The sequence below is a fragment of the Acetobacterium bakii genome (assembly GCF_001263355.1).
GTDB lineage: Bacteria > Bacillota > Clostridia > Eubacteriales > Eubacteriaceae > Acetobacterium > Acetobacterium bakii.
Map to the genome: position 1 here is coordinate 165,154 of NZ_LGYO01000022.1, position 21,721 is coordinate 186,874.

19 protein-coding genes are annotated in these 21,721 nt (G+C 43.8%); 14 read left to right on the forward strand and 5 right to left on the reverse strand.

Annotated features, from left to right (window positions below; translation table 11 throughout):
* Positions 1–10: 10 nt before the first annotated feature.
* The 9 genes from AKG39_RS09710 (at position 11) to AKG39_RS09750 (ending at position 12,747) form a co-directional block, all read left to right on the forward strand.
* Positions 11–1,726 carry a B12-binding domain-containing radical SAM protein gene (locus AKG39_RS09710; RefSeq protein WP_050740192.1) on the forward strand — a complete coding sequence of 572 codons (1,716 nt, stop codon included), beginning with the start codon at positions 11–13 and terminating at the stop codon, positions 1,724–1,726.
* A 28-nt stretch (positions 1,727–1,754) separates the two neighbouring features.
* Positions 1,755–2,027 (forward strand): Nif11-like leader peptide family natural product precursor, encoded by a 273-nt coding sequence (locus AKG39_RS09715; protein ID WP_050740193.1) that lies wholly within the window; start codon positions 1,755–1,757, stop codon positions 2,025–2,027.
* Between the two features lie 83 nt (positions 2,028–2,110).
* Positions 2,111–3,862, forward strand: a complete 1,752-nt coding sequence (locus AKG39_RS09720; protein WP_050740194.1) for a B12-binding domain-containing radical SAM protein — start codon at positions 2,111–2,113, stop codon at positions 3,860–3,862.
* Positions 3,838–5,541, forward strand: coding sequence for a B12-binding domain-containing radical SAM protein (locus AKG39_RS09725; RefSeq protein ID WP_050740195.1), 1,704 nt, complete (start codon positions 3,838–3,840; stop codon positions 5,539–5,541). The genes AKG39_RS09720 and AKG39_RS09725 overlap by 25 nt, the downstream gene beginning before the upstream one ends.
* A gap of 9 nt (positions 5,542–5,550) precedes the next feature.
* Positions 5,551–6,693, forward strand: coding sequence for an ABC transporter substrate-binding protein (locus AKG39_RS09730; protein WP_050740196.1), 1,143 nt, complete (start codon positions 5,551–5,553; stop codon positions 6,691–6,693).
* Complete coding sequence (locus AKG39_RS09735; RefSeq protein ID WP_050740197.1) at positions 6,686–7,507, forward strand: efflux RND transporter periplasmic adaptor subunit; 822 nt, start codon at positions 6,686–6,688, stop codon at positions 7,505–7,507. The genes AKG39_RS09730 and AKG39_RS09735 overlap by 8 nt, the downstream gene beginning before the upstream one ends.
* A 17-nt stretch (positions 7,508–7,524) precedes the next feature.
* Positions 7,525–9,726, forward strand: coding sequence for an NHLP family bacteriocin export ABC transporter peptidase/permease/ATPase subunit (locus tag AKG39_RS09740; RefSeq protein WP_050740198.1), 2,202 nt, complete (start codon positions 7,525–7,527; stop codon positions 9,724–9,726).
* Positions 9,727–9,728: 2 nt separating this feature from the next.
* Positions 9,729–11,876: an NHLP bacteriocin export ABC transporter permease/ATPase subunit gene (locus AKG39_RS09745; protein WP_050740199.1), complete on the forward strand. Its 2,148-nt coding sequence runs from the start codon at positions 9,729–9,731 to the stop codon at positions 11,874–11,876.
* Between the two features lie 130 nt (positions 11,877–12,006).
* Entirely contained in the window at positions 12,007–12,747 is a 741-nt protein-coding gene (locus tag AKG39_RS09750) for a nitroreductase family protein (protein WP_050740200.1), read from the forward strand.
* Positions 12,748–12,872: 125 nt separating this feature from the next.
* Here the strand turns inward: AKG39_RS09750 and AKG39_RS09755 are convergent, their stop codons facing one another.
* The 3 genes from AKG39_RS09755 to AKG39_RS09765 are packed head-to-tail and all read right to left on the reverse strand — an operon-like array spanning position 12,873 to position 14,989.
* Positions 12,873–13,313: a hypothetical protein gene (locus AKG39_RS09755; protein ID WP_050740201.1), complete on the reverse strand. Its 441-nt coding sequence runs from the start codon at positions 13,311–13,313 to the stop codon at positions 12,873–12,875.
* The gene (locus AKG39_RS09760) at positions 13,310–13,930 is read right to left on the reverse strand and encodes a GTP-binding protein (RefSeq protein ID WP_050740202.1); all 621 of its coding nucleotides are present in this window, start codon (positions 13,928–13,930) and stop codon (positions 13,310–13,312) included. Before AKG39_RS09760 ends, AKG39_RS09755 begins: the two co-directional genes overlap by 4 nt.
* A gap of 42 nt (positions 13,931–13,972) precedes the next feature.
* A complete protein-coding gene (locus AKG39_RS09765) occupies positions 13,973–14,989 on the reverse strand; it encodes a uroporphyrinogen decarboxylase family protein (RefSeq protein WP_050740203.1) in 1,017 nt (338 codons plus the stop codon).
* Between the two features lie 471 nt (positions 14,990–15,460).
* Between AKG39_RS09765 and AKG39_RS09770 the strand changes: the two genes are divergently transcribed.
* The 5 genes from AKG39_RS09770 (at position 15,461) to AKG39_RS09790 (ending at position 18,760) form a co-directional block, all read left to right on the forward strand.
* Positions 15,461–15,913 carry a MarR family winged helix-turn-helix transcriptional regulator gene (locus tag AKG39_RS09770; RefSeq protein WP_050740204.1) on the forward strand — a complete coding sequence of 151 codons (453 nt, stop codon included), beginning with the start codon at positions 15,461–15,463 and terminating at the stop codon, positions 15,911–15,913.
* Positions 15,914–15,927: 14 nt separating this feature from the next.
* Complete coding sequence (locus tag AKG39_RS09775; protein ID WP_050740205.1) at positions 15,928–16,461, forward strand: NAD(P)H-dependent oxidoreductase; 534 nt, start codon at positions 15,928–15,930, stop codon at positions 16,459–16,461.
* On the forward strand, positions 16,458–17,126 hold the full coding sequence (locus AKG39_RS09780) for a hypothetical protein (RefSeq protein ID WP_050740206.1): 669 nt from the start codon (positions 16,458–16,460) through the stop codon (positions 17,124–17,126). Before AKG39_RS09775 ends, AKG39_RS09780 begins: the two co-directional genes overlap by 4 nt.
* A 453-nt stretch (positions 17,127–17,579) precedes the next feature.
* Positions 17,580–17,846 (forward strand): glutaredoxin, encoded by a 267-nt coding sequence (locus tag AKG39_RS09785; protein ID WP_050740207.1) that lies wholly within the window; start codon positions 17,580–17,582, stop codon positions 17,844–17,846.
* A 125-nt stretch (positions 17,847–17,971) separates the two neighbouring features.
* A complete protein-coding gene (locus AKG39_RS09790) occupies positions 17,972–18,760 on the forward strand; it encodes a carbon-nitrogen family hydrolase (protein ID WP_050740208.1) in 789 nt (262 codons plus the stop codon).
* Here AKG39_RS09790 and udp read toward each other — a convergent pair.
* A complete protein-coding gene (gene udp / locus AKG39_RS09795) occupies positions 18,754–19,536 on the reverse strand; it encodes a uridine phosphorylase (RefSeq protein WP_423230040.1) in 783 nt (260 codons plus the stop codon). The genes AKG39_RS09790 and udp overlap by 7 nt on opposite strands.
* A gap of 227 nt (positions 19,537–19,763) precedes the next feature.
* Positions 19,764–21,710: an oxidoreductase gene (locus AKG39_RS09800; RefSeq protein ID WP_050740210.1), complete on the reverse strand. Its 1,947-nt coding sequence runs from the start codon at positions 21,708–21,710 to the stop codon at positions 19,764–19,766.
* Positions 21,711–21,721: the final 11 nt, after the last annotated feature.

Below are 21,721 nucleotides of genomic sequence, written 5' to 3' on the forward strand. Positions count from 1 at the left end.
AGGGTATAAAATGAAAATATTTCTTTGCAATGTGTCAAAAAAATATGAAACGACGTCCCATGATTATGTGGGGCTGTTTTATCTGGCCGGAGCGCTGGAAAGGGCCGGATTTGAACCCCTGGTTTTTCATGGAAACCCGGAAAACCTTTTGGCGGAAATAAATAAAGCAAAACCTGATGCTTTGGGTTTTTCCTGTGACTTTGACAATACGCAGCTGATTGCCGGTCTGGCAAAAAAAACAAAGGACACCTGGGACATCCCCATCATTATCGGTGGTCCCCAAGCGATTGGGCTGAATGAAGAATTTTTACAAAACAGTCAGGTGGACTATATCCTCAGAGGCGAAGGGGAAGTATCGCTGCCCCTGCTATTAGAGGTTATCCTGAATGACAAGGGCGATTTAAATGCGGTAAAAGGACTGGCCTATTTAAAGGACGGCGACTACCGGGAAACCCAGCCTCCGGAAATCATTGAAGACCTTGATGCTCTGGCGTTGCCGGCCTATCACTGTTCTCTCCATAAAAACCATGCCTATGGCAAGCTGATTTTTACCGGCCGGGGCTGCCCCTATCAGTGTGCCTACTGTGCACCCAGTCCCGGGAAACAGAAAGTCCGGCTGCGCAGCATCCCGTTGGTACTTTCAGAAATTAAACTCAATTTAAAAAGCAATCCCGATTTAAGCTATCTTATTATTATGGATGACACCTTTACCGTTAACCGCCAGCGCATAGAAGAATTCTGTGCAGGCATGCGGGAAATCAGAAAAGAACGGGATGTCGTCTGGTACTGTGAATGCCATGTGGGCCGCATTAAAAATTGGATGGATATCCTGCCGACGATGATTGATGCCGGACTGATCCGCCTTCAGATTGGCATTGAATCCGGTGATCAGAAGGTCATTGATCAATATAATAAGCATGTTGATATACGGGATGTTATTGAATTTGTATCCTACGCCGCAGACTGCGGATTAACTCAGATCGCCACCAACTTTATTGTCGGCGGCCCGGTCGAAGTAGAGGGGGCAACCCCGGGACTCATAAAAACCTTAATGGATCAGGGCCCAGGGGTCATTGACATTATCACCGGATTTTTAAGAGCCTATCCGGGTACCCAAATCCTTGAAAATCCGGAGAAATTCGATTTGCAACTGCATGATGAGAGCGGGCTTCTTTCCGGCGATGATTACCCCTATGTGACACCCCAGGGGCGAAGTCAGGACCAGATTATGAAAGACCGTCAGGAATTAAATAAAGTCATCCGGGAAAGCATGCAAAAGAAAATCAAAAACCATGAACTGAAACAGGATGCGGTGATGAAACAGTTTAAAGCCGCCCTGACCTATGGGATCAGGAGCCGCTGGTTTGAGGAAATTTCCGCCAATCCAAGGGCTTATGAATATTACTATGTGCTTTACTTAGATGAGGGACAAGCCTTTGACGCAGCACTGGATTTTGCCAGAGATTACCCTCAAAGAACCTTTGAGCTATGGCGTACCATGACATTTACCCAGGGCTTTCCCATATTGGATGGGATTGCCCTTTCACCCCTGGAGTATGAGCTGCTGTTCCGAAGTGCCGGAAAAAGAAGTCTTGGAGAGATCGAATCCGAACTGTATTTGAAGTTTGGAGATCCCTATGACAACCAGGCAGAGTTCCATGAAAAATTAGTTGATATTCTATATCAATTTAATTTTAAATATTGGCTGACTCATTTCGTGATTTAGCCAAAATAATTTTTAGAGGAGGAAGAATATGAGTATTGATGGAGCAAGAGCGTTGGCCGCAAAGGTATTAACCGATGAGGCACTGGCAAAACAAATCAATGATGCTAAAACAGAAGCAGAATTTGATGCGATTGTTGCAAAATTGGGTTATACCGCTAAAGCTGACGAATTCAAAGCTGCTTTTAAAGAAGCAAAAGACAAACAACCCATTAGCGATGATCAATTGGATCAGGCTGCCGGCGGTTTAAGTATTGTTGGCGTGGATTATGCATTTACAGCAACACAAACAGCTAGAGCCTAGTTTTCTAAGAAAAGAAGGGGATTCTCCCCTTCGAACTACTGACTGCAAAGAGAGTCAGTAGTTCAAAGGGGGGATAAGCAGATATGGAATTATTATTGATTAAATCACACCGCTATGTCAGCGGTTATATTCCCGGGAGTAACCTGGGAATGAATATTCTGACCCAATTGTTAACTAAAAAGGGTTATGAGGTCCAAATGTTTCAAGGCTACGCCAAAGAAGCTCTGAACTATGTCAACGGGCTGATGAGTAAAGAAGATAAGCCGAAAATCGTTGGCTTTTATTGCGATTTCAACAATGTTCACTGGGTAAAGACCTTTTCACAGGAAGTGAAAAAACGCTTTCCCGAGGTGATTTTATTGGCCGGCGGTCCGCAAACTGCTGGGATGGATGCGGATTTTTTAAAAGAAACATCCATAGAAGCCGCTTGTATCGGAGAAGGTGAAGAAACCATTCTTGAATTGATGGACTTTTTTATTGAAAATAAAGGAGCACTAAAAGACATCCAAGGAATTATTTATCTTGATGAAAAAGACGAACTGGTGGAAACACCGGCCCGGAAACCGCCCGAAGAACTGGATGACATTCCCTGGCCGGATATTACCTTGACCAATGATTATAAGTATTATCAGCTACTACCGATCTTAACCGGTCGGGGCTGTCCCTTTGGCTGTACCTTCTGTTATGAGGGTGCTAATGCCAAACGGGTCCGCCGTCATTCGGTGCCGTCGCTGATGACTGAAATCCGGGACAATTTTAGGCGGGATCCAGCCATCAATTATATAAACTTTCTGGATGATACCTTTACTCTGGACCATAAACGGGTCAACCAGATTTGTAAAGAAATAAAGGATATTCGAAAAGACTATGATTTTGTCTGGTTTGCCAGCGCTCATATCTCAACCATTGACAAGCATCGGGAGATGGCAAAAAATATGGCAGATGCCGGGCTAAAAAAGATATTCTTTGGTCTGGAATCGGGCAGTGATGAGGTTCTAAAGAGCTACAATAAAAAAATAAACAAAAAAATGGTGGTAAATGTCATTGACCATTGTGTTGAATCAGGGATTCATGGCATTTCGGGCAACATTATTATCGGTGGCCCCCACGAGACCCGAGAAACCATCAAAGAATCTGAAAATTTGATTATGGAACTGCTTTACCGGGCCCCAGGCCAGTTCGAAACCGCCTATTTTTCATTTCTGCCTTATCCCAAAACCCCGATTACTTTAAACCCCGAGAAATTTGGGATGGAACTATACAATGATTGCATTGATTGCTGCAATGAGGATATGCCCCTTTCGAGAACCAAGGAATTGGATTTTACCGATTTGATGAATATTCGGTTGCAGGCCAATAAGCGGCTGCAAAATGAAATGCGCCGAATTTATTTTGACGGAAAAATCCCGGAAGCGGTTATTCTGGATTCCTACCGATTAGGTCGGCAATATGGAGTTTTTACCAGATGGAATGATTATGTCTATAAAAACATTCCCATCGATGATGCATACTGGAAAATGCGGGCTTCGGATGATTACTTTTTAAATGTCCAGCTGGGCAGCCATGAGGAAGATGCCATTGTTCACCGAACCTTTGAATTATGGCTGTACACCGATGTCAGCGGAGAAAAACCAAAAATATTTGATGAGACTCTGGATGAAACAGATTATACCCTGTTGAAGCTGTGCAACGGACGGCTTTCAAAAAAAGACGTGCTTCAGGAGGGCAGAAAAAATCTTGATCCCCAGGGAAAAAATCCCGATTTTTATGCTCAGGCCCACAGATCCCTGAATAAAATGGAGGGAAATAAGTGGATTTTATATCGGAAACCATGACTAATAAACCCGAAATTTTACTGGTCTATACCCAGCGAATGGTCCGGGGACGGACCTTTGAAATGATTGAAAACCTGGGGATTTTAACCCTGGCGGCCCAACTCAATGCCAATGGCTTTGAGGCAAAGGCCTATACCGGCATTACCACCGATGCAGTGAAAACCATTGAAAAAATGAAAGGCAGGCTCTTTGCAGTCTGTTTTTATTGTGACTTTGACAATCGCTCGACAGTGGCTGCCATTATCAACTATTTAAAAAAGCACCATGATTTTTATGTGGTGATGGGAGGCCCCCAAACCCTGCATATGACACAAAAAGATTTGGCAATATATGAGGCAGATGCTATTTTAAAAGGCGAAGGGGAAGAAACTCTGTTGGCCTGGCTAAATGCCAGGATCCAGGGGAAAGATATCATTGTGACCGGGGAAATCCGAGCGTCTCAGAACGCCGACTACGTCTACCTCGAAGATTTTTCACAATACGCATTACCCCGTAACGAAGATGCGCTTAATTACGCGGAAAGACCGCTGTTATCGGTGATTACTGCTAGGGGCTGTCCCTATCGCTGCGCGTTCTGCTTTGAAGGCGGGAATTCTAAAAAACTGAGAATGCGCAGGGCTGAAGAGGTGCTCAATGAAATTGAAGAACGTTTAAAAAGAAGTCACGGACCCCGGTACCTGTTTTTTTGCGATGATACCTTTACAACCAATCCGGTGCGGCTTAGGAAGATTCTGTCAGGCTTGAAAACCCTTCGTGAAACCTATGATTTTGTGTGGTTTTGTGAAGGTCATCCCGGATTTTTAGTCAAACATTCAAAGCTCATCGGGGAGATGATTGCCAGCGGTATGGTACGGATGCAAATCGGCATGGAGTCGGGCGTCGATGAGGTGCTGGAGGCCTATGGCAAACAGGCAAAGCCGGCCGATATCCAAAAGGTTGTGGAAATCTGTTTTGCCGAAGGACTGCCCCAGTTAACCGGAAATTATATTATCGGCGGGGCCTTTGAAACAGAAGCGACCCTTGAAGCAACAACAACAACTGTTTTGGAATTGTTGGATTTGGCACCGGGAATGCTGGATCTGTCCACTACCTTTATCATGCCTCTGCCGGGCACGCAAATTTACAATCATCCCGAAAAATTCGGGATTGTGCTGGAAGATCGGGAATGCATTACCGCCATAGAGGACTTCCCCGTCAATCATACCCAGGGACTTTCCCTGCCGGAAGTCTGCATGGGGCGTTCCCGCTTTATCACCAAGGTATCCAATAAAATGAAAGAGCAGTTTGCCGCAGGCCTTGTTCCCAAAGAGCGGATCAGACAGGACTTTAAACTGGCGTTCAAATACGGCCTGGCAGCGGGATATCTTAAATTTATTTATGCCAAAAACAAGGTGATGGTTGATTATTACAAAAAACTGATTGATTATGACGGGCTTTTAAAAGAATGGCACGAACTCAGTGAAGATGAACAAAAGAACTGGATTATTCAAAAGATTCCGGATCTGTCAATGATTGATATCAAGGCACTCACCCAAAATGAATTCGAATGTCTGCGCTATTCCGGAAAAGTTACCATAAGTGAAATGACAGAGATCCTGAAGCTGTCGGCGGAGAAGATGAAAAAGCTATTAATGAAAATGAGTGACGATTATCTGATTTTATTTTCAGAGGTTATATAGGAGAAGGTAATGAAAAAACACCTGATGATACTAACGATAATAGTGGTTTGGGGAATATTGTGCTGTGGCTGCACAGCGAAAACAACCGAAAAGGAAACAGTGACAGTGGATGTTGTTTATCCATTTTCGGAAGAGTATAGTGCTTCCTTCAAGAACGGCATCGAGCTTGCCGCCAATGAAATCAATGGACAGGGGGGCATCCTGAATAAAACTGTTGAAATAAATTATGCCGATGATGGCAATAATACCAATACCGCGGTGGAAGTTGCCACCATGATCGCCGAAAAAGAAGGCTTTCCCATTGTGATTGGGCATCGCAGTACCGATGATGTGCTGAAAGTGGCGGGTATTTACAATCAGAATAATAAGCTGTTGTTTGCACCCATAATCGCCAGTTCCAAGGTGAGCCTGCCCGAAAATGAGGGCGTTTATCTCTGCGCGCCGTCGGAAGACGCAATGGCCAGTGAAATGGTTCAGAGCATGGCTTCCCAGGGAATCAGCAAGATCGCCATCGTTCACAGCGCCGGCAATACCTATGGAAAAGGCTATATGCAAAGTATTGAAGAACATGCCAGAGCATCCTCTATTGAAATTGTAGATGCGGTTTCCTATCTGCCAAACCTTGAATATTTCAGATATTATGTAAAAAAATGGGATAGTCTCGGTGCCCAGGCCATTGTTACAGCATGTGTGGGAAATGACATCAGCACATTGTACGATTATCTGGAAAAAACCGGCAATACCCGGCCTGTTTTTGCGAGCTATGACATTGAAATCGAGCCCTATCCGATTCCTGAAAGTATAAAACCCCTCATCCAGGTGACCAGCTATTTTGAGAATAATGCCCAAACAGGGGCCCAGGCTGCTTTTATCGCGGCTTATCGACAAGCCTACGGCCAGGACCCTGATTTATCCGCAGCCCAGTCCTATTTGTCTATGCATCTGGCAGCAGATACGGTAAACAAGGCCCAGACGTTTGACATCGGGGCCATTAAAAAGGTGCTGGCTGAAAACAGTTTCGATACCTTATATGGGGGTCTAAGCTTCAACGAGCGGCTGATTACCGGCATTAACGTATTACAGAAGATCTATGTGGGGAATCAATTGGTGCCTAAGAGCAATCTCTCGGATGGAGGAAAAACCAGTGAATGAATCCATTTTCAAGAAGAAAGATGATAAAAAGATTAAAAATGAGCAGGCGGCCTTAATGACGGTCATTGGCCCTAAAAACTTGCTTATTTTATTGGGCATTCTGATTTTGTTAATCTGTGTGGTGGTATTTTCCATCACCGTGCCCATTAATATTACCACGATCATGGATGCCACGGTTGCCTATGGTGAGGGAACGGTTGAAGTTCTGGGGGAAAATGAAGGGGTGCTCACCCAACTCAGTGTATCCGAAGGGGATTATGTCCAAAAGGGTGATTTGTTGGGAGTGGTGACAAACGAAAACCTGGGGGCCCAGCTTGCCGGCGGGGCAGTGTTGACTGAAGTTGAAAAAAGCAAGATCAAACGGCAGACTATGATTGTGGCCATGCAAAGCGGTATCATCAGCGGACTGAACTATCAGGAAGGTGAATTCCTGCCGAAAAACACCTCTTTTTGCCAAATTGTCAAAAAAGAAAATGAAAATACCACGGTGGTGGTCCTGGCCTTTTCCACTTATGAGGAAGCCCAAAGCGTTAAACAGGGTGATAAAGTTTTCGTCAATCTGGAATCAGCACCCGCTGACCAGTTTGGGTATTTAAGAGGAGTTGTCCGAACGGTGCAACTGAGCGGGTTAAGCAAGGATGCAGAAAATCCGCTTGAAATGGAAATTATCATTGATCCCAAGCTGGATGACCAGGGAAATTATATGTGGACCAAAGAAAACAATCAGTTTGACGGCGAAATAAATCCCGGAACCAAGTGCCAGGCAACCATTTTCACAGATAAAATTTATCTGATTGACCTGATTATCTCCTAGAAAGGCGGAAAGAACTCATGACGAAACCAGAAAACGAGAAAAGTCGGGATGAGAAAGAAAAACTGCCTAAAGTCGTGAAGGTACCAGTTGTCTTACAGATGGAAGCGGTTGAGTGCGGCGTGGCTTCTCTTTCGATGATCCTGGCTCACTACGGCCGATATGAAACCCTGGAAACCCTGCGTATCGACTGCGGCGTGTCCCGGGATGGGGTAAAAGCCGGAAATATTGCCAGAACGGCCCGGCTTTACGGTTTGAACGCCCAGGGCTTTGTCTGCAGCGTGGATAAGCTGAAGGAAATGGAAATGCCGGTGATTATTCACTGGGACTACAGCCACTTTGTTGTTCTAGAGGGGTTTAAAAACGATAAGGTTTTTTTAGCTGACCCTGCCTCCGGACAGCGGGTGATTTCCCAGGAAGAACTGGAAAAAAATTTCACCGGGGTGGTGATTGAATCGCGGCCGGGAGAAAACTTTACCAAGGCCGGTGAACCACCGGATGTCTGGAAAGCCCTTTTTAGACGGCTTTCACAAAGCGGTATTTCGCCACTAATCTATGTTTTGATTCTGGGGGTTTTGCTGGTTATCCCGGGTTTGGTCATTGCCAATTATGCAAAAATATTTGTTGATTACTATTTAAATAATACCGAACAATTCGGTATCTGGATTTTCATTTTCATTTTACTAAATACGGTGATTCTCCAGGCCATTCTCAACTGGTTAAAAGAAAATGCCCTGGCTCGAATGGAAAATTATATTGCTATTGACAGTGCCGGGAACTATCTGCGTCATGTCCTCCGGCTGCCGGTGGAGTTTTTTAACCAAAGACAATCCGGGGACATTAACGGTCGGATGCAAAGTATTAATACGGTTGCAACGGCTTTATCCAGCAATCTGGCCCGAATTCTGGTCAACCTTGTTACCGCCTTTTTATATTTGATTCTTCTTTTTCAATACAGTGTGCCATTGACCCTGATTGGGATTGTCATCACGGGCATTAATATCGTTTTGCTTCAATATACCGCCAAAAAAAATGCCGATAACAACCGTGTTCTGCTGCAGTACCAGGGAAAATCGATTGGCTGGATCATGGTGAATCTCAGGTCCATTGAAACCATTAAATCCATTGGCGAGGAAGATAATTTTTTTACCCGGATTGCGGGACTCAGCGCCGAAACACTGGCGGTGGAGCAGCGGATGGGCTCAATGGAAGCCATTATATCAGTGCTGCCAACCCTGCTGACAAGTATCCTGACGGCTTTAATTTTCTTGTTCGGCAGTGAATTTGTGTTAATGGGAACCATGACCATCGGTACTTTTGTGGCATTTAATACCCTAATGGCAGGATTTACCCAGCCGATGAGCGAATTGGTCAGCACCAGTGCGGCGCTCCAGGGAATGATCGCGGATATTCAACGGTTGGATGATGTTGAAAAATATCCTGAAGACATTGCTCTGGAAGCGGAATCAATTTCGCTGGAAGGGTTTGACTGCGATCAGCTGGAAGGTGAAATTGAGTTGAAAAATATGACCTTTGGTTATAACCGTTTATCGGAACCGATCATCAAAGATTTGAATTTAAAACTCAGGGCAGGGGGATCGATTGCTTTAGTGGGGTCATCCGGCAGCGGAAAATCGACCATCGCCAAAACCATCACAACCCTATATCAGCCCTGGAGCGGGGAAATACTCATTGATGGCTTTAATATCAAAAACATTCCTGCCGAGCTGCGCCTTAACACGATGAGTTCGGTGGATCAGGAAATTGTTATGTATTCGGCCACTATTCTGGATAACATTACCATGTGGGATGAAACCATTTCAGTGGAGGATGTGATACAGGCCACAAAGGATGCCTGTATCTATGATGATATTCTGGCCTTGCCCAACGCCTTTGAACACGTGTTAAGCGAAGGCGGGAAAAACCTGAGCGGCGGACAGCGCCAGCGGCTGGAGATTGCCCGGGCATTGTGTAAAAACCCCAAAATACTTGTCATGGATGAGGCTACCAGTGCCCTTGATACGGCAACGGAAGCCGAGGTCAGCGAAAATATTAAACGAAGAGGCATCAGCACTATTCTGGTGGCCCATCGCCTGTCAACCATTCGGGACTGTGATGAAATCATTGTCCTAAACAACGGAGCAGTGGGGGAAAGAGGAACCCATGATGAGTTGCTGGCACTGGGTGGCGAGTATGCAAATCTCATTAGAACTGAGGGATAACCATGGCAAAAAAATTAGACGATATGAGACAGATCAGGGAAAAATATGAAAAGAGTGCCAAAAAAGCATTTGATAAGGTATTGTCCCCTAAAAGTTCCCCGGCTACCCTGGAAGACAATCCATTAATTGCTGCAGTCATAAAAGTTGCTCAAGCAATGGGAATTAATGTAAAAATCCCACCACTGCGGAAACTGTACAGCGGCGAGGACCAGTTTAAGCTCATTGCCGATGAATCCGGTTTTCGCTTTCGGCAGGTGGAGTTAAATGATGACTGGTACAAAAGGGACAATGGCCCCATGCTGGGATTTACCATGGAAGGAGAGGCGGTGGCACTGATCCCGTCCTCGCCGACCCGTTATCAATTAAAGACTTATGATGGTGAGCAAAAAGAGGTTGATGGAAGTTTTGCGTTTTCTAAGGCCTATGTTTTTTATCCGCCCTTACCTAAAGAACCGGTATCCTTCAGGGAAATGGTTAAACTGGGACTGAAGCTGATTCAAAGAAGAGATTTGATCTGGATGATTGTTTTAGCGGTGGCGGGTTCGCTGTTATCGCTGTTGCCTTCAATTGCCATGCAGCAGGCCTTCAATGTCTGGATTCCCCAAAACCAGTCCATTACCATTTTGGTTGTCGGCTGTATTCTGGTGGCCGCTGCCATCAGCCGGGGCTTGTTTACCATGGTTCAAAGCCTGTCAATTTTGCGAATCCAGGGTAAATTATCGATTCTGCAAAATTCCCTGCTGGATAAACTGCTGTCCCTGCCTGCTTCTTTTTTCAAGCAGTATTCATCAGGGGCGTTGGCCCTTCGGGCAACCGGATTTGCGACCATTCAGAAAATAGTATCGGTAAATGTAATCAGCATGATCATCACCAGCTCATTTTCCATTGTCAACGGATTTTTTATTTTTTCCATTAATGCCACCATTGGCTTTATTGCAATGGGTTTAACCGCCGTCAGTGTTCTGATCACCCTGGTGATTGGCAAGTTCCAGATGAAATGTCAGAGAACCTCCATCGAAATGAATAATAATATTTCAGGACTGGTTTTGGAACTGATTACCTCTGTTTCCCGTCTCCGGGTAGCCGGGGCGGAAAGTCGGGCCTATTTAAAATGGAGCAGAGAATATGCAGCCCAGCGAGCAGTGGAATATAAAAGAGGCAAACTGACGGGTTTGCTCCGTTTGTCAACCATTGCCCTGCCGACCTTATCGATGTGTGTGATTTATTATTATGTGAGTATCAACAGCATCTCATCCGGTTCATTTGTAGCCATTAATTCGGCATTTGTGATTTTTATTTCCTCCCTGCTGGGGCTTGTGCAGGCCCTTATTTCCATAAACAGTGTGGTGCCCCAGTATGAGAATACAAAACCTATTATCGATGGTGTTCCGGAAGTGGACCGGTTTAAGACCACTCCGGGAAAAATCCAAGGCGATATCGAAATAAATCATCTTGGCTTTGCCTATTATGAAGGCGGTGCCACCGTTCTTGACAATATTACAATCAAGATCAGCCATGGCGAGTATGTGGCCATTGTCGGGGCATCCGGCAGCGGCAAGTCGACTCTGGTGCGGTTGCTGCTCGGCTTTGAAAAACCCACCACTGGTAATATTTACTGTGGCGGATACGATTTGGAAAGTGTGGATATTCGGGAAATCAGAAAACAGATGGGGGTTGTGCTCCAGGACAGTCAGCTGATTCCCGGGGATGTTCTGTCGAATATTGCGGGCTCAAAGAAAGAATTAACCGAAGCGGATGTCTGGGAATTGCTTAAAAAGGTGGGCATGGATGTGGAAATCAGAGAAATGCCCATGGGTCTTAAAACCATGGTGGCAGAAGGAGCCGGAACCCTGTCAGGCGGTCAGCGGCAAAAACTTTTGATTGCCAGAGCCATTGCCGCAAGTCCTGCCATTATCTTTTTTGATGAAGCTACCAGCGCCCTGGATAATCGCTCCCAGAAGATTGTCTCCGAAAGTATGAAAAATCTGTTGGCAACCCGGCTTGTTATTGCTCATCGTCTCAGCACGATTATCGACTGTGACCGTATTCTGGTGCTTGAAAAGGGGAACATTGTGGAAGAAGGTTCCTATGAGGCGCTGATGAAAAACAAGTCCTATTTTTATAAATACGCAAGCCGACAGTTGGTTTGATGAAAAGTAGAAATCGAAATACGGTTTCTGCTTTTTTAAATTAGACTTGACAGGATAGATTGGATTGTGTACAATTCAACCATAAAGATTGCGCACAATTTAATAAAAAACAATTATGAAGGGATGAAAAATGGATTATAAAAAAGCTATTGAAAATAGACGATCCAGACGGACATATTTAGATAAGCCCATTTCCCAATCCAGTGAAAACCGGATCAGGCAACTTATTGCCGGGGCCAACGAAGAAAGCGGCCTGCATATGCAGTTGCAGATAAACAACGGTAATGGGCTCTCAGGGATTAAAATGAGCTATGGCATGTTTAAGAACGTTCATCATTACATTGCATTAGTCGGTAAAAAAGATGACCCGGAACTGTCTGAAAAGCTGGGCTATTGCGGAGAAAAAATTGTTCTTGAAGCGACCTTGTTAAATCTTGGCACCTGTTGGGTAGGGGGCACTTATGATAAAAAAAGCTGTGACTGCGAGGTGGGCGAAGATGAAACCCTGTTAGGAATCATCACCATTGGCTACACCCCGGAAAAGCAGTCCCTGATGGAAAAGGCTATCCATTCTATTATTAGCAGAAAAACGAAAAAGATAGAAGACATGCTGACTTCTGATGTCAAAATACCCCAATGGATGGTGGAGGGGATGCAGGCCGTTCAAAAGGCGCCTTCAGCGGTTAATAAACAGCCGGTTCAATTCACCTATAACAATGGAAAACTGACTGCTCAGGTGAAACTAAAACTGGGTTATGAGATGATGGATTTGGGTATTGCAAAATTACACTTCGAAATTGGATCAGACTATTTTGGAAAATGGGAACGGGGCAATGGCAAAGAATTTCTCGTAGGCGAGAAGAATCAATAAAAATTTATTAAAATAAAAGTAAATTGAAATGAAAAACCAGAAGTATTTTGCCAATGAGGTGGCAGTTCTTCTGGTTTTATTAGTTGCGAGTAAATTTAATTAGGTCATCGACAAATGAAATCAGATCAGTCAATAATGTAGGCGCTAAAGGTTTCTTTGAGAATACTTTCGAGTTGCTCCGGTACAATACAAAACACAATAGCGACACCTTCGATAACACAATGGGAACTTTCTATATGATGCTTATCCGAATCATCTTCAGTAATTGAAATCATACAGCTCTTACCCTTGGAAGTGAGAAAAGCCTTGATGTGTCCGATAATGCCGCCGAGAGCGGTTACGTCTTTTGCCACATGCCTTAATAACTCGTCAAGGACTATTTCAGCCTCTTCATAGGGCTTTTCAATGGTGAATTTGTATGAGCCGACAATACTGGTATCATGGGTTGTGACAGTAATGGGTTTATGTTCGTGGTGATGGTGCGCTTCGGAGGGATGCTGTTCATCATGGCACCCGCACCCGCAGTTTTCATCGTGTTCGCTTAGTGTGATTGATTCATTACTCATGTTCTCACGCTTTCATATTCATTTCCGAGCATGACATCAAATACTTTGGTGTCTATTTCTTGTGCGGCGCAGATCTTGAAGAAGGCTGCCTCATTGTTGAATGTTTTGATTGAAGCTTCCACTTCGGCAAAGGTATCTTCATCAACCATATCAGCCTTATTGATAAGAATCACGTCGGCGGCGTCAAGCTGGTCTTTAAGCAGCATTTCCATCGGACGAATAAGCCGTTTCCACCGCTTTGCATCGGTCACACAGGTTACGACACAGTCAATATCCGGCATGGACTGGTTAATGGTTTCTCTGATATTTTGGGGATATGCTACTCCGGTTGCTTCCATAATGATGAGCTCAGGGCTGAAGTCCCGGATGATATTGTGCAATCCGATGACAAGCTCCCCGGACATCGTGCAGCAGACGCAGCCGGAAAAAATATTTGATACTTGGTAGCCACTGTTTCGAAGGATTTTATCGTCAATACTGACTTCGCCGATTTCGTTTTCTATGATGACAATTTTTGTTGGATTATCAGAAGTGGCGCCGACAATGTATTTGGCAAGCTGAATAACAACACTGGTTTTGCCTGAGCCCAGAAATCCGCCTAAGATTAAAATTTTCATATCTACACCTGATTTTTCTTTATTAATAGTCTGATTTTTAAATTAATTATAAACGGTTCGGCTTAGTTTTTGGGCTTCGTCGGTAATCCAGCCGTTAACTTCCTGAACTTTAGGATCTTGAAAGTCCAGAGAGGCAATGGCACCGTTGAAAATAAAACCGCCGTTAGGTGCAAGCTTCTTATAGGTATCCCGGACCGCTTCCCGGACTTCTTCTTCATCTACAACAGGCCATGTTTTAGGCATTGCGTATTCAAAACCACCGCTGATGGCTAGTTTAGAACCGAATTTTTCCTTAATACCAACGAGATCATTTTCGGTTTGAGCCGGATCCCAAACGTTTACACCGATATCTACCATTGAAGGCATCAGATCTTCGCATCGGCCACAGTTGTGGTAAAAAATTGGGACACCTTCATCGCGGACAAGGTCCAGGCATTTTTTATACCGGGGGACCAGTAGTTCCTTGAATAATTTGGGTGAAATGAAAGGATTAAGTTTTGAGGCGGTATCGTCAAGGAGATAATAGCCTTCGGGTTTGTAGTAGTGAAGCAGATTCTTTGTTATATAAAGTGAGTGATCAAGCATATAATCAAAAAGTTCTTCGACTTCTTCGGTTTCTTCGTAAATAGCGCAGAGTCCTTCGGTGAAGCCCATGAATCCGATAAATTGCTGGAATATATCTGCGTAACCGCTCAAAACAAAGGCCGTCTGGTTAGGATCCTGCACGTATTTTTTTCGGTCTGCTTTGGCCGCGGATTCCCAGTCAAATCCTGTGTAATCAGGAGTTTTAATAACATCTCGCCACTTTGTTATATCAGTAAGAATAAAGTCGTTAGGTTTTGGAAGGGCTGCAAATTCTATTTCTTTGGTAGTTACGAAGGTAACACCCCAGGGATCAATTCCACCACCGGGTCCTCTGAAGCTGCCAAGAATACAAGGGTCTGCCATTGTCATGAGAGGGGCATCAGGTCCAAAATATGTGGACACAGGAACGTATTCCGGCATTTCGCCATGGGCAACGCGTAAAAAGTTTTCTTTCTGAGTTAAATGAGCTGTCATACTTTTCCTCCTTTAATATCTGAATTATAAACAAGTTTAATATTCAAAAGAGTATTTGTCAATACATTTGTAATAATATATAATTTTACTATAAGATCGTTTACATAAAAATTAGCCGGAATAACCTTATTATATAATTATTTGGCAAAGTAAAAGGAAATCCTATAGACTAGTGCCGTTGATATTAAGAACCTCGGACAGGCTGAAAACTCATTAATTGAAATAGAATGCGTTTAATAATAACTCGTAAAATGGAGCATAGTGAAAAGGGGCGGCAGTATTTTTATTGCTCTAAAAGTCGACGTTAGCAAGAAGATCGGACAGGATTAAAAATAAAAGGAAATAAATTCTCACAAAAAGGATTGACAACACTCCATTTATGTAATATATTACATAAATGGAGTGAGAAAGCAAAAATACAGCAAATGACTGGCATACAGCTTGTTAAGAAACGAAAAGGGATGGTATGAGATGGACGGAACAAATTATGATCATGAACATTTTTTATTTGGCATGCTGTTTGCGTTAGGAAACAGACTCCAAAGCATTGGCGATGGATTTTACGAGGAGCTTACCTGTAAACAATGGTTTGTAATGGCCGGCATATCACTCTTTGAAGCTAATCCGCCAACCATGAATGAGCTGGCAGACACCATTGGAAGCTCCCATCAAAATATAAAACAGATCGTCCTTAAATTGGAAAAATCCGGATTTGTGGAAATCTATGGAGATGAAAAGGATCGTCGAAAAACCCGTGTTAAACTCAAAGAAAAAAGTTTTGAATTATCACAAAAATATCAGCAGAAAGAAATAGAATTTATGAGTGAACTATATGATGGCATTAACAAAGAGCATTTAAAGATAACAACTGAGACCATTGCGAAAATGGAGCAAAATCTCATTAAGATAAAAAATAATTTATAGAAAAGAGAACTGAAATGATAACCGTTTTATCAGATGATACCAATCAAAACATCGGAAAAAGAGTGTATGAAGAGCTATGTGCACGAGAGGCAGAGGTGGAGTATATTGTCATAAATGATGTTAATGTGGGACCCTGCTACAGCTGTGGAGGCTGCACCGATAAAACTTATGGAAAATGCATCCACCGGGATGATGGCGACTGGATTTTTGGCAGGTTGGTTCGATCGAATATCATGGTATGGGTAACCCCCGTCACCTGGGGATCCTATTCATTTAAAACTAAAAGAGTTCTTGATAAATGCGCGTTGATCGGGGATCGGCATTATTACTTAAAAAACGGAGAACTGGTAAAAAAAATGGCTGATAATATCCATGGTTTCTATGGGATCGGTGTAAAGGATCATTGTAGCGATGAAGAAAAACAGGCATTTAAAAACCTGGTTGCAGAAAATATCAATATAATGAGCGTTGATGGAAATGCTTATGTGCTGGACAATGACGTCAGTGAAGAATGCATCCTGAAAATTGTGGAGGAAATAAGCAGATGAAGAAAGCAGTAATTATCAACTTAAGTCCCCAAAAAATAGGAACGAGTGCGATGCTGGGGAAATTATGTCTGGATTTTTTAAATAAAAAAGGTCTTCAGAGGGAGATGATTCATTTATATCCTCATCTAAAAGATTTGACTCCGGTACTCAAGGCCATCGATGGGGCCGATACTGTTATTATGGTTGGTCCCTGCTATATCGACACCTATCCAGCAGATACAGTTTATTTTTTGGAAGAAATCATCAAAGATCAGACAATTCTCCATGATCAAAGTCTCTATGGCATCATACAAGGGGGTATGCCCTATGTCCATACCCACGAATCTGGATTGAAAATGCTGGAATTGTTTGCCAAAGAGTGTAATATAAATTACAAAGGCGGTTTTGTCATCGGTTTAGGGGCCATGTTAGATGGACAGTCATTGGATAAATTACCTAATGGAAAAAAAGTTAACCGGTTTTTTAACGAATTTTTGAATCATGTTGCAAAGGGAGAAAATTCGAATGCGGCATTATATGGTAATGCCCAATTAAAATTGCCAGGGTTTGTCTATTGGGCTATGGCCAAGGGAATGAATAAAATGATTGATAAAGAATTAAAGGAAAAAGATATTGATGTGACCCTGCCCAGTCCATATTTAAAATCAGAGCAGCCAAATGAATGAATGTACGAATAAAATTCGTGAAGCCTCATTAGATAACAATCTAATGAGGCTTCTTTGACCATTTTAAGAGAGTGCGAATACAGAAATAGAGTTAAAGTCTATGATTATTTTAGAAATATAAAATATAGCGATGTTCAATCAACGATTTGATAGTATTACGATTATTTTGGGTATAATAACAAAAAGTGAAATAGGGTGTTTATGAAAAGTTTACTATGTAATCATCAAAGTACCTTTAGGCTACTAGTCAGCTGCGCGGATTACCATCCCGAGACTTCCGGTTCACAAACAGTGATGGATGTAAGAAGATGTATTAAATGTTATTAACGTAAGCAAAGAGATTTTATATTACGAGTGGAAAAATACATCTTTCCTTAAAAAACTGGGTCAGACTATTTCAAGACTTCCGGCACCATTGATGTAACCTGAAAATAAATACAAGAAAGGAGAGCCATGAAAAAAGAAATTAAATTGTACACTTGGCCATTTTGCCCCTATTCCAATGGGGCAAAAAAAATTCTCGACGAACTTGGCCTGGAATATACCGATGTCGATATATTTAAGAATGATGAGTTGCGATATCAATTGCAGGCAAAAACCCATCACTATAGTATTCCCTTTGTTTTTATTGGCGGTACTTGTATCGGAGGATACAAAGAGCTTAAAGAGCTTGAAAAATGTGGAGAACTAAAAAAAATGGTAGAAGAAAAAGACGTCTAAAGTCAAAAATGAGAATCTGCTATTGAGAGTAGCAGGTTCTCATTTGCTTTGTTGTCAAAAAATGTTAGAATGAAAATATAATTTCAATAAGTTTATATAATTGCAAAGGGAATGGGAGGTATAGGATGAAAATATGCGGGATTCAAATGAAGGTGTTACTCAAACAAACAGAGCATAACTTTGCCAATGCTGAGAGTTGGATTCGAAAAGCCGCAGAGACCGGAGCCGATGTGGCCGTGCTTCCGGAAATGTGGAATGGTGGATTTCTTACCGTGGAATTGAATGATCGGATAGCCGATGTGGAAGGACAACGAACTAAAGCTTTTCTGAGCAAGCTGGCAATGGAGCTGCACATCAACATTGTCGGTGGTTCCGTGGCTACCAAAAAGGGAACATCGTACTATAACACCAGCTATATTGCAAACAGACAGGGAAATATCATCGCCGAATACGACAAGGCCCATCTCTTTAGTTTTGGCGGAGAAGAAAAGCGCTACAGCCCCGGCCATCAGCTAGTGACCTTCGAGCTTGACTCTATCGCTTGCGGGGTCATTATCTGCTATGATCTAAGATTCCCGGAGTGGTCCAGAAAACAGGCCCTGGCGGGCGCTAAAATACTTTTCGTACCGGCTGAATGGCCAATGCCAAGGGTTTCCCATTGGCGGATTTTGAACCAGGCACGGGCCATTGAAAATCAGCTGTATATGGTAGCAGTCAATGGCTGCGGCGAAGCTATTTCCGATGCATACAACGCTGGAAATTCGATGATCATCGATCCCTGGGGGAATATATTGGCGGATGCCGGCGCACTTCCCCGGGAAATGCTGGTTTTCGGCGACATTGATCTTTCAGCGGTGGAAAAAGTAAGAAATCATATGACCGTTTTTCAGGATCGCAGAGATGATATTTACTGAGCTTCTTTATCAATGCGGATGATTTGACGCATGCCTTCTACGGCGGTATCTAACAGGTGGGCGTTGGTGTCGCACATAGTGGGCGGGGTATTTTCAAGGTTTTCTTTTTCCCGGTTGCGAATGAGCAATAAAATTGAACCGCATCGTACCCGCCGAATGGCTGAGATAATATAAAGGGCTGATGTTTCCATTTCCGAGGCCAGAGCGCCACCGGCCTTCCAGGCCTCCCATTTTTGTTTTAAAATAGCGGCATTGGGCATCTGGTCGGGTTCATGCTGGCCGTAAAAGGAATCCTTGGACTCCACAATACCCAGGTAGGATTGGTGACTAAGCTTGTGAGCGGCGTTGTTAAGGGCAGTCAATAATTCAAAATTTCCAACCGCGGGAAATTCAATGGGGATATATTCAGAGGTGGTACCCTCTTTTCGAATGGCCCCGGTGGCAATGATTAATGATCCGGGTTCAAGGGAACAATCGATTCCCCCACAGGTACCGACCCGAATAAAGGTGTGGGCACCGAGTTTGATGAGTTCTTCCAGGGCGATGGCCGCAGAGGGACCGCCAATGCCAGTTGAGGTGACACTGACCTTTACTCCGTCAAGATAGCCGGTATAGGTAGTGTATTCACGGTTTGAAGCAACGCGTTTGGCATGTTCCAATCTTTTGGCAATTTCCGAAACTCGGCCGGGATCGCCAGGGAGTAAAACATAGTGTCCAATATCAGATTCCTGGCACTGGATGTGGTACATTTTTTCAGAGGTATTCATATCAATCACTTCTTTTCGTAGATTTTTAATGGGTAATTGCGGGTTTAAATATTTTACTAACTGCAATCAGGATTATTAAAAACGGGTTGCCTTTTTCCTATTATAAAGTGGGGATAAATAAATTGCAAGCAAGCTGCTCAGATTAACAGGCTGTTTGTTAAACTTTGCAAAAAAAAGCATGTTCCCCTTATAATTTAAATTATAAGGGGAACATGCTTTTATTAATTTTAGCGAGATTAAATATCTAACCCAGCATGATAGCCTTGGTAAACTGCTGTTGTTATGGTGGAGGGAGTGACACAGTCACCGATTTGAGCCACCCAGGGGGCGCAATCCAAAAGCTCTTCCGTCAGAGGACGTCTGGCTTTCTGGCCCACTGCACAAAGAATAGTAACGCCGGGCACTAATTCCGAGGTGCCATTGGGATTTTCACAGACAAGTCCCTCATTGGTTACCGATAGGCCTTTATAGCCGGTGTGAACCGTTACGTTTTTTTCGAGTTCCTGTAATAAAAGAGGGCGCTGTCGAATATTTGCATCAACTGCCAGCTCATCCCGCATTTCTACGAGATGAACGGTCTTGCCTTCCTGGGCGAAATGAATGGCCGCTTCACAGCCGGCAAGACCTCCGCCAAGTACCACAACAGAATCACCGACCTTGTCTTTTTCTAAATAGTAATCATTGACAACAATAACGTTGTCGCCATCGATTCCCGGCAGTGATGGTACAATTGCCTCAGATCCGATTGCGATGATTAAGGCATCAACTTTTTCGTTTTCTACATAGTCTTTTGTTACCGCTGTGTTTAAGCGAATATCTACGCCGGCATCCGCAGCCAGCTTGCCAAGGGTTTCACCCAGTTCATACATTTCGTATTTAAAGGGAATTGCCTGCTCGCCTTTGAGGATACCGCCCAGGCTGTCTGATTGTTCACATAAAATAACCTGATGACCGCGCTGCGCAGCGGTAATGGCGGCTTTTAATCCACCGGGACCGCCGCCGGCAACAAGTACTTTTTTAGGAGTGGCAGATAGGATAATCTCTGTGCCATTAAGCTCTCGGCCGATTAGCGGATTAACGGTGCAACGTCGTGTGCCCGTTACGGCACGTTCTGCCATACAGGTAAAGCAGCGCAAACATTTGACAATATTGTCGTCCTGGTTAGTTATCACTTTTTTGGGAAGTTCGGGATCCGCTAAAAGGGCCCGGGCCATTTCCACAACATCTGCTTTTCCGCTGGCGATGATTTCTTCCATCATCGCGGGGTCATTTAAGCCGCCAAGGGTTGCTACCGGAACCTTGACATGCTTCTTGATTTCAGCGGCCAAGTGTACATTACAACCATGGGGTACAAACATCGAAGGGTGAGTGATGCCGAAGCCGCGTTGATAGGTACCGGCAGAAACATGGAGCAGATCAATTTTATCTTCAACAAGTTTGGCGATTCTAACGCCTTCTTCCAGATCGTAACCACCTTCAAACAGCTCTGATCCACTGATTCGAAATTCAATCGGAAATCCTGGTCCTACCGCGCTGCGAACACTATCGATGACTTCCAGAGCAAGACGGGCGCGATTTTCCAGACATCCGCCGTACTCATCAGTTCTTTTATTAAAATATGGAGATAAAAACTGATTCAGCAACCAGCCGTGGCCGCCATGAATCATGATCATGCCATAGCCTGTTTTTTTGGCTAAACCGGCGCAGACCCCATAGGCTTTTACAATGTCAGCAATAGTTTCTTTGCTTAATTCCTGTACTTCCAAACCGTCGGGACGTACAGTGGCGCTTGGTCCGAACTGAGCTAACCCCTGTTTTTTATTTTTATCGGTGAGATAGGTGCCGCCGTATTGTCCTGAATGGGATAACTCCACACTTGCCACAGCACCATGACGGCTAATGGCATCGGCAGTATAGGTAAAGCCTGATAGAGATCCAGGGGTGGTGGTATCTAAATGATAAGCGTGGGAACCATCGGTTTCGGGGTGAACCATACATTCGCTAACGGTTACAGCGGCTGCGCCACCCTTTGCCCGCAGTTCATAAAATGCGGTTGAAGCCGGTCCGATGCAACAATCGGCGGTGATGTCGGTACCGCCCACTGGTGCTGAAAACATACGATTTTTAAAATTGACATTACCAATTTTAATCGGTTTACATAAATTCGGATACTTTCTTTCCATCTTTTTAACTC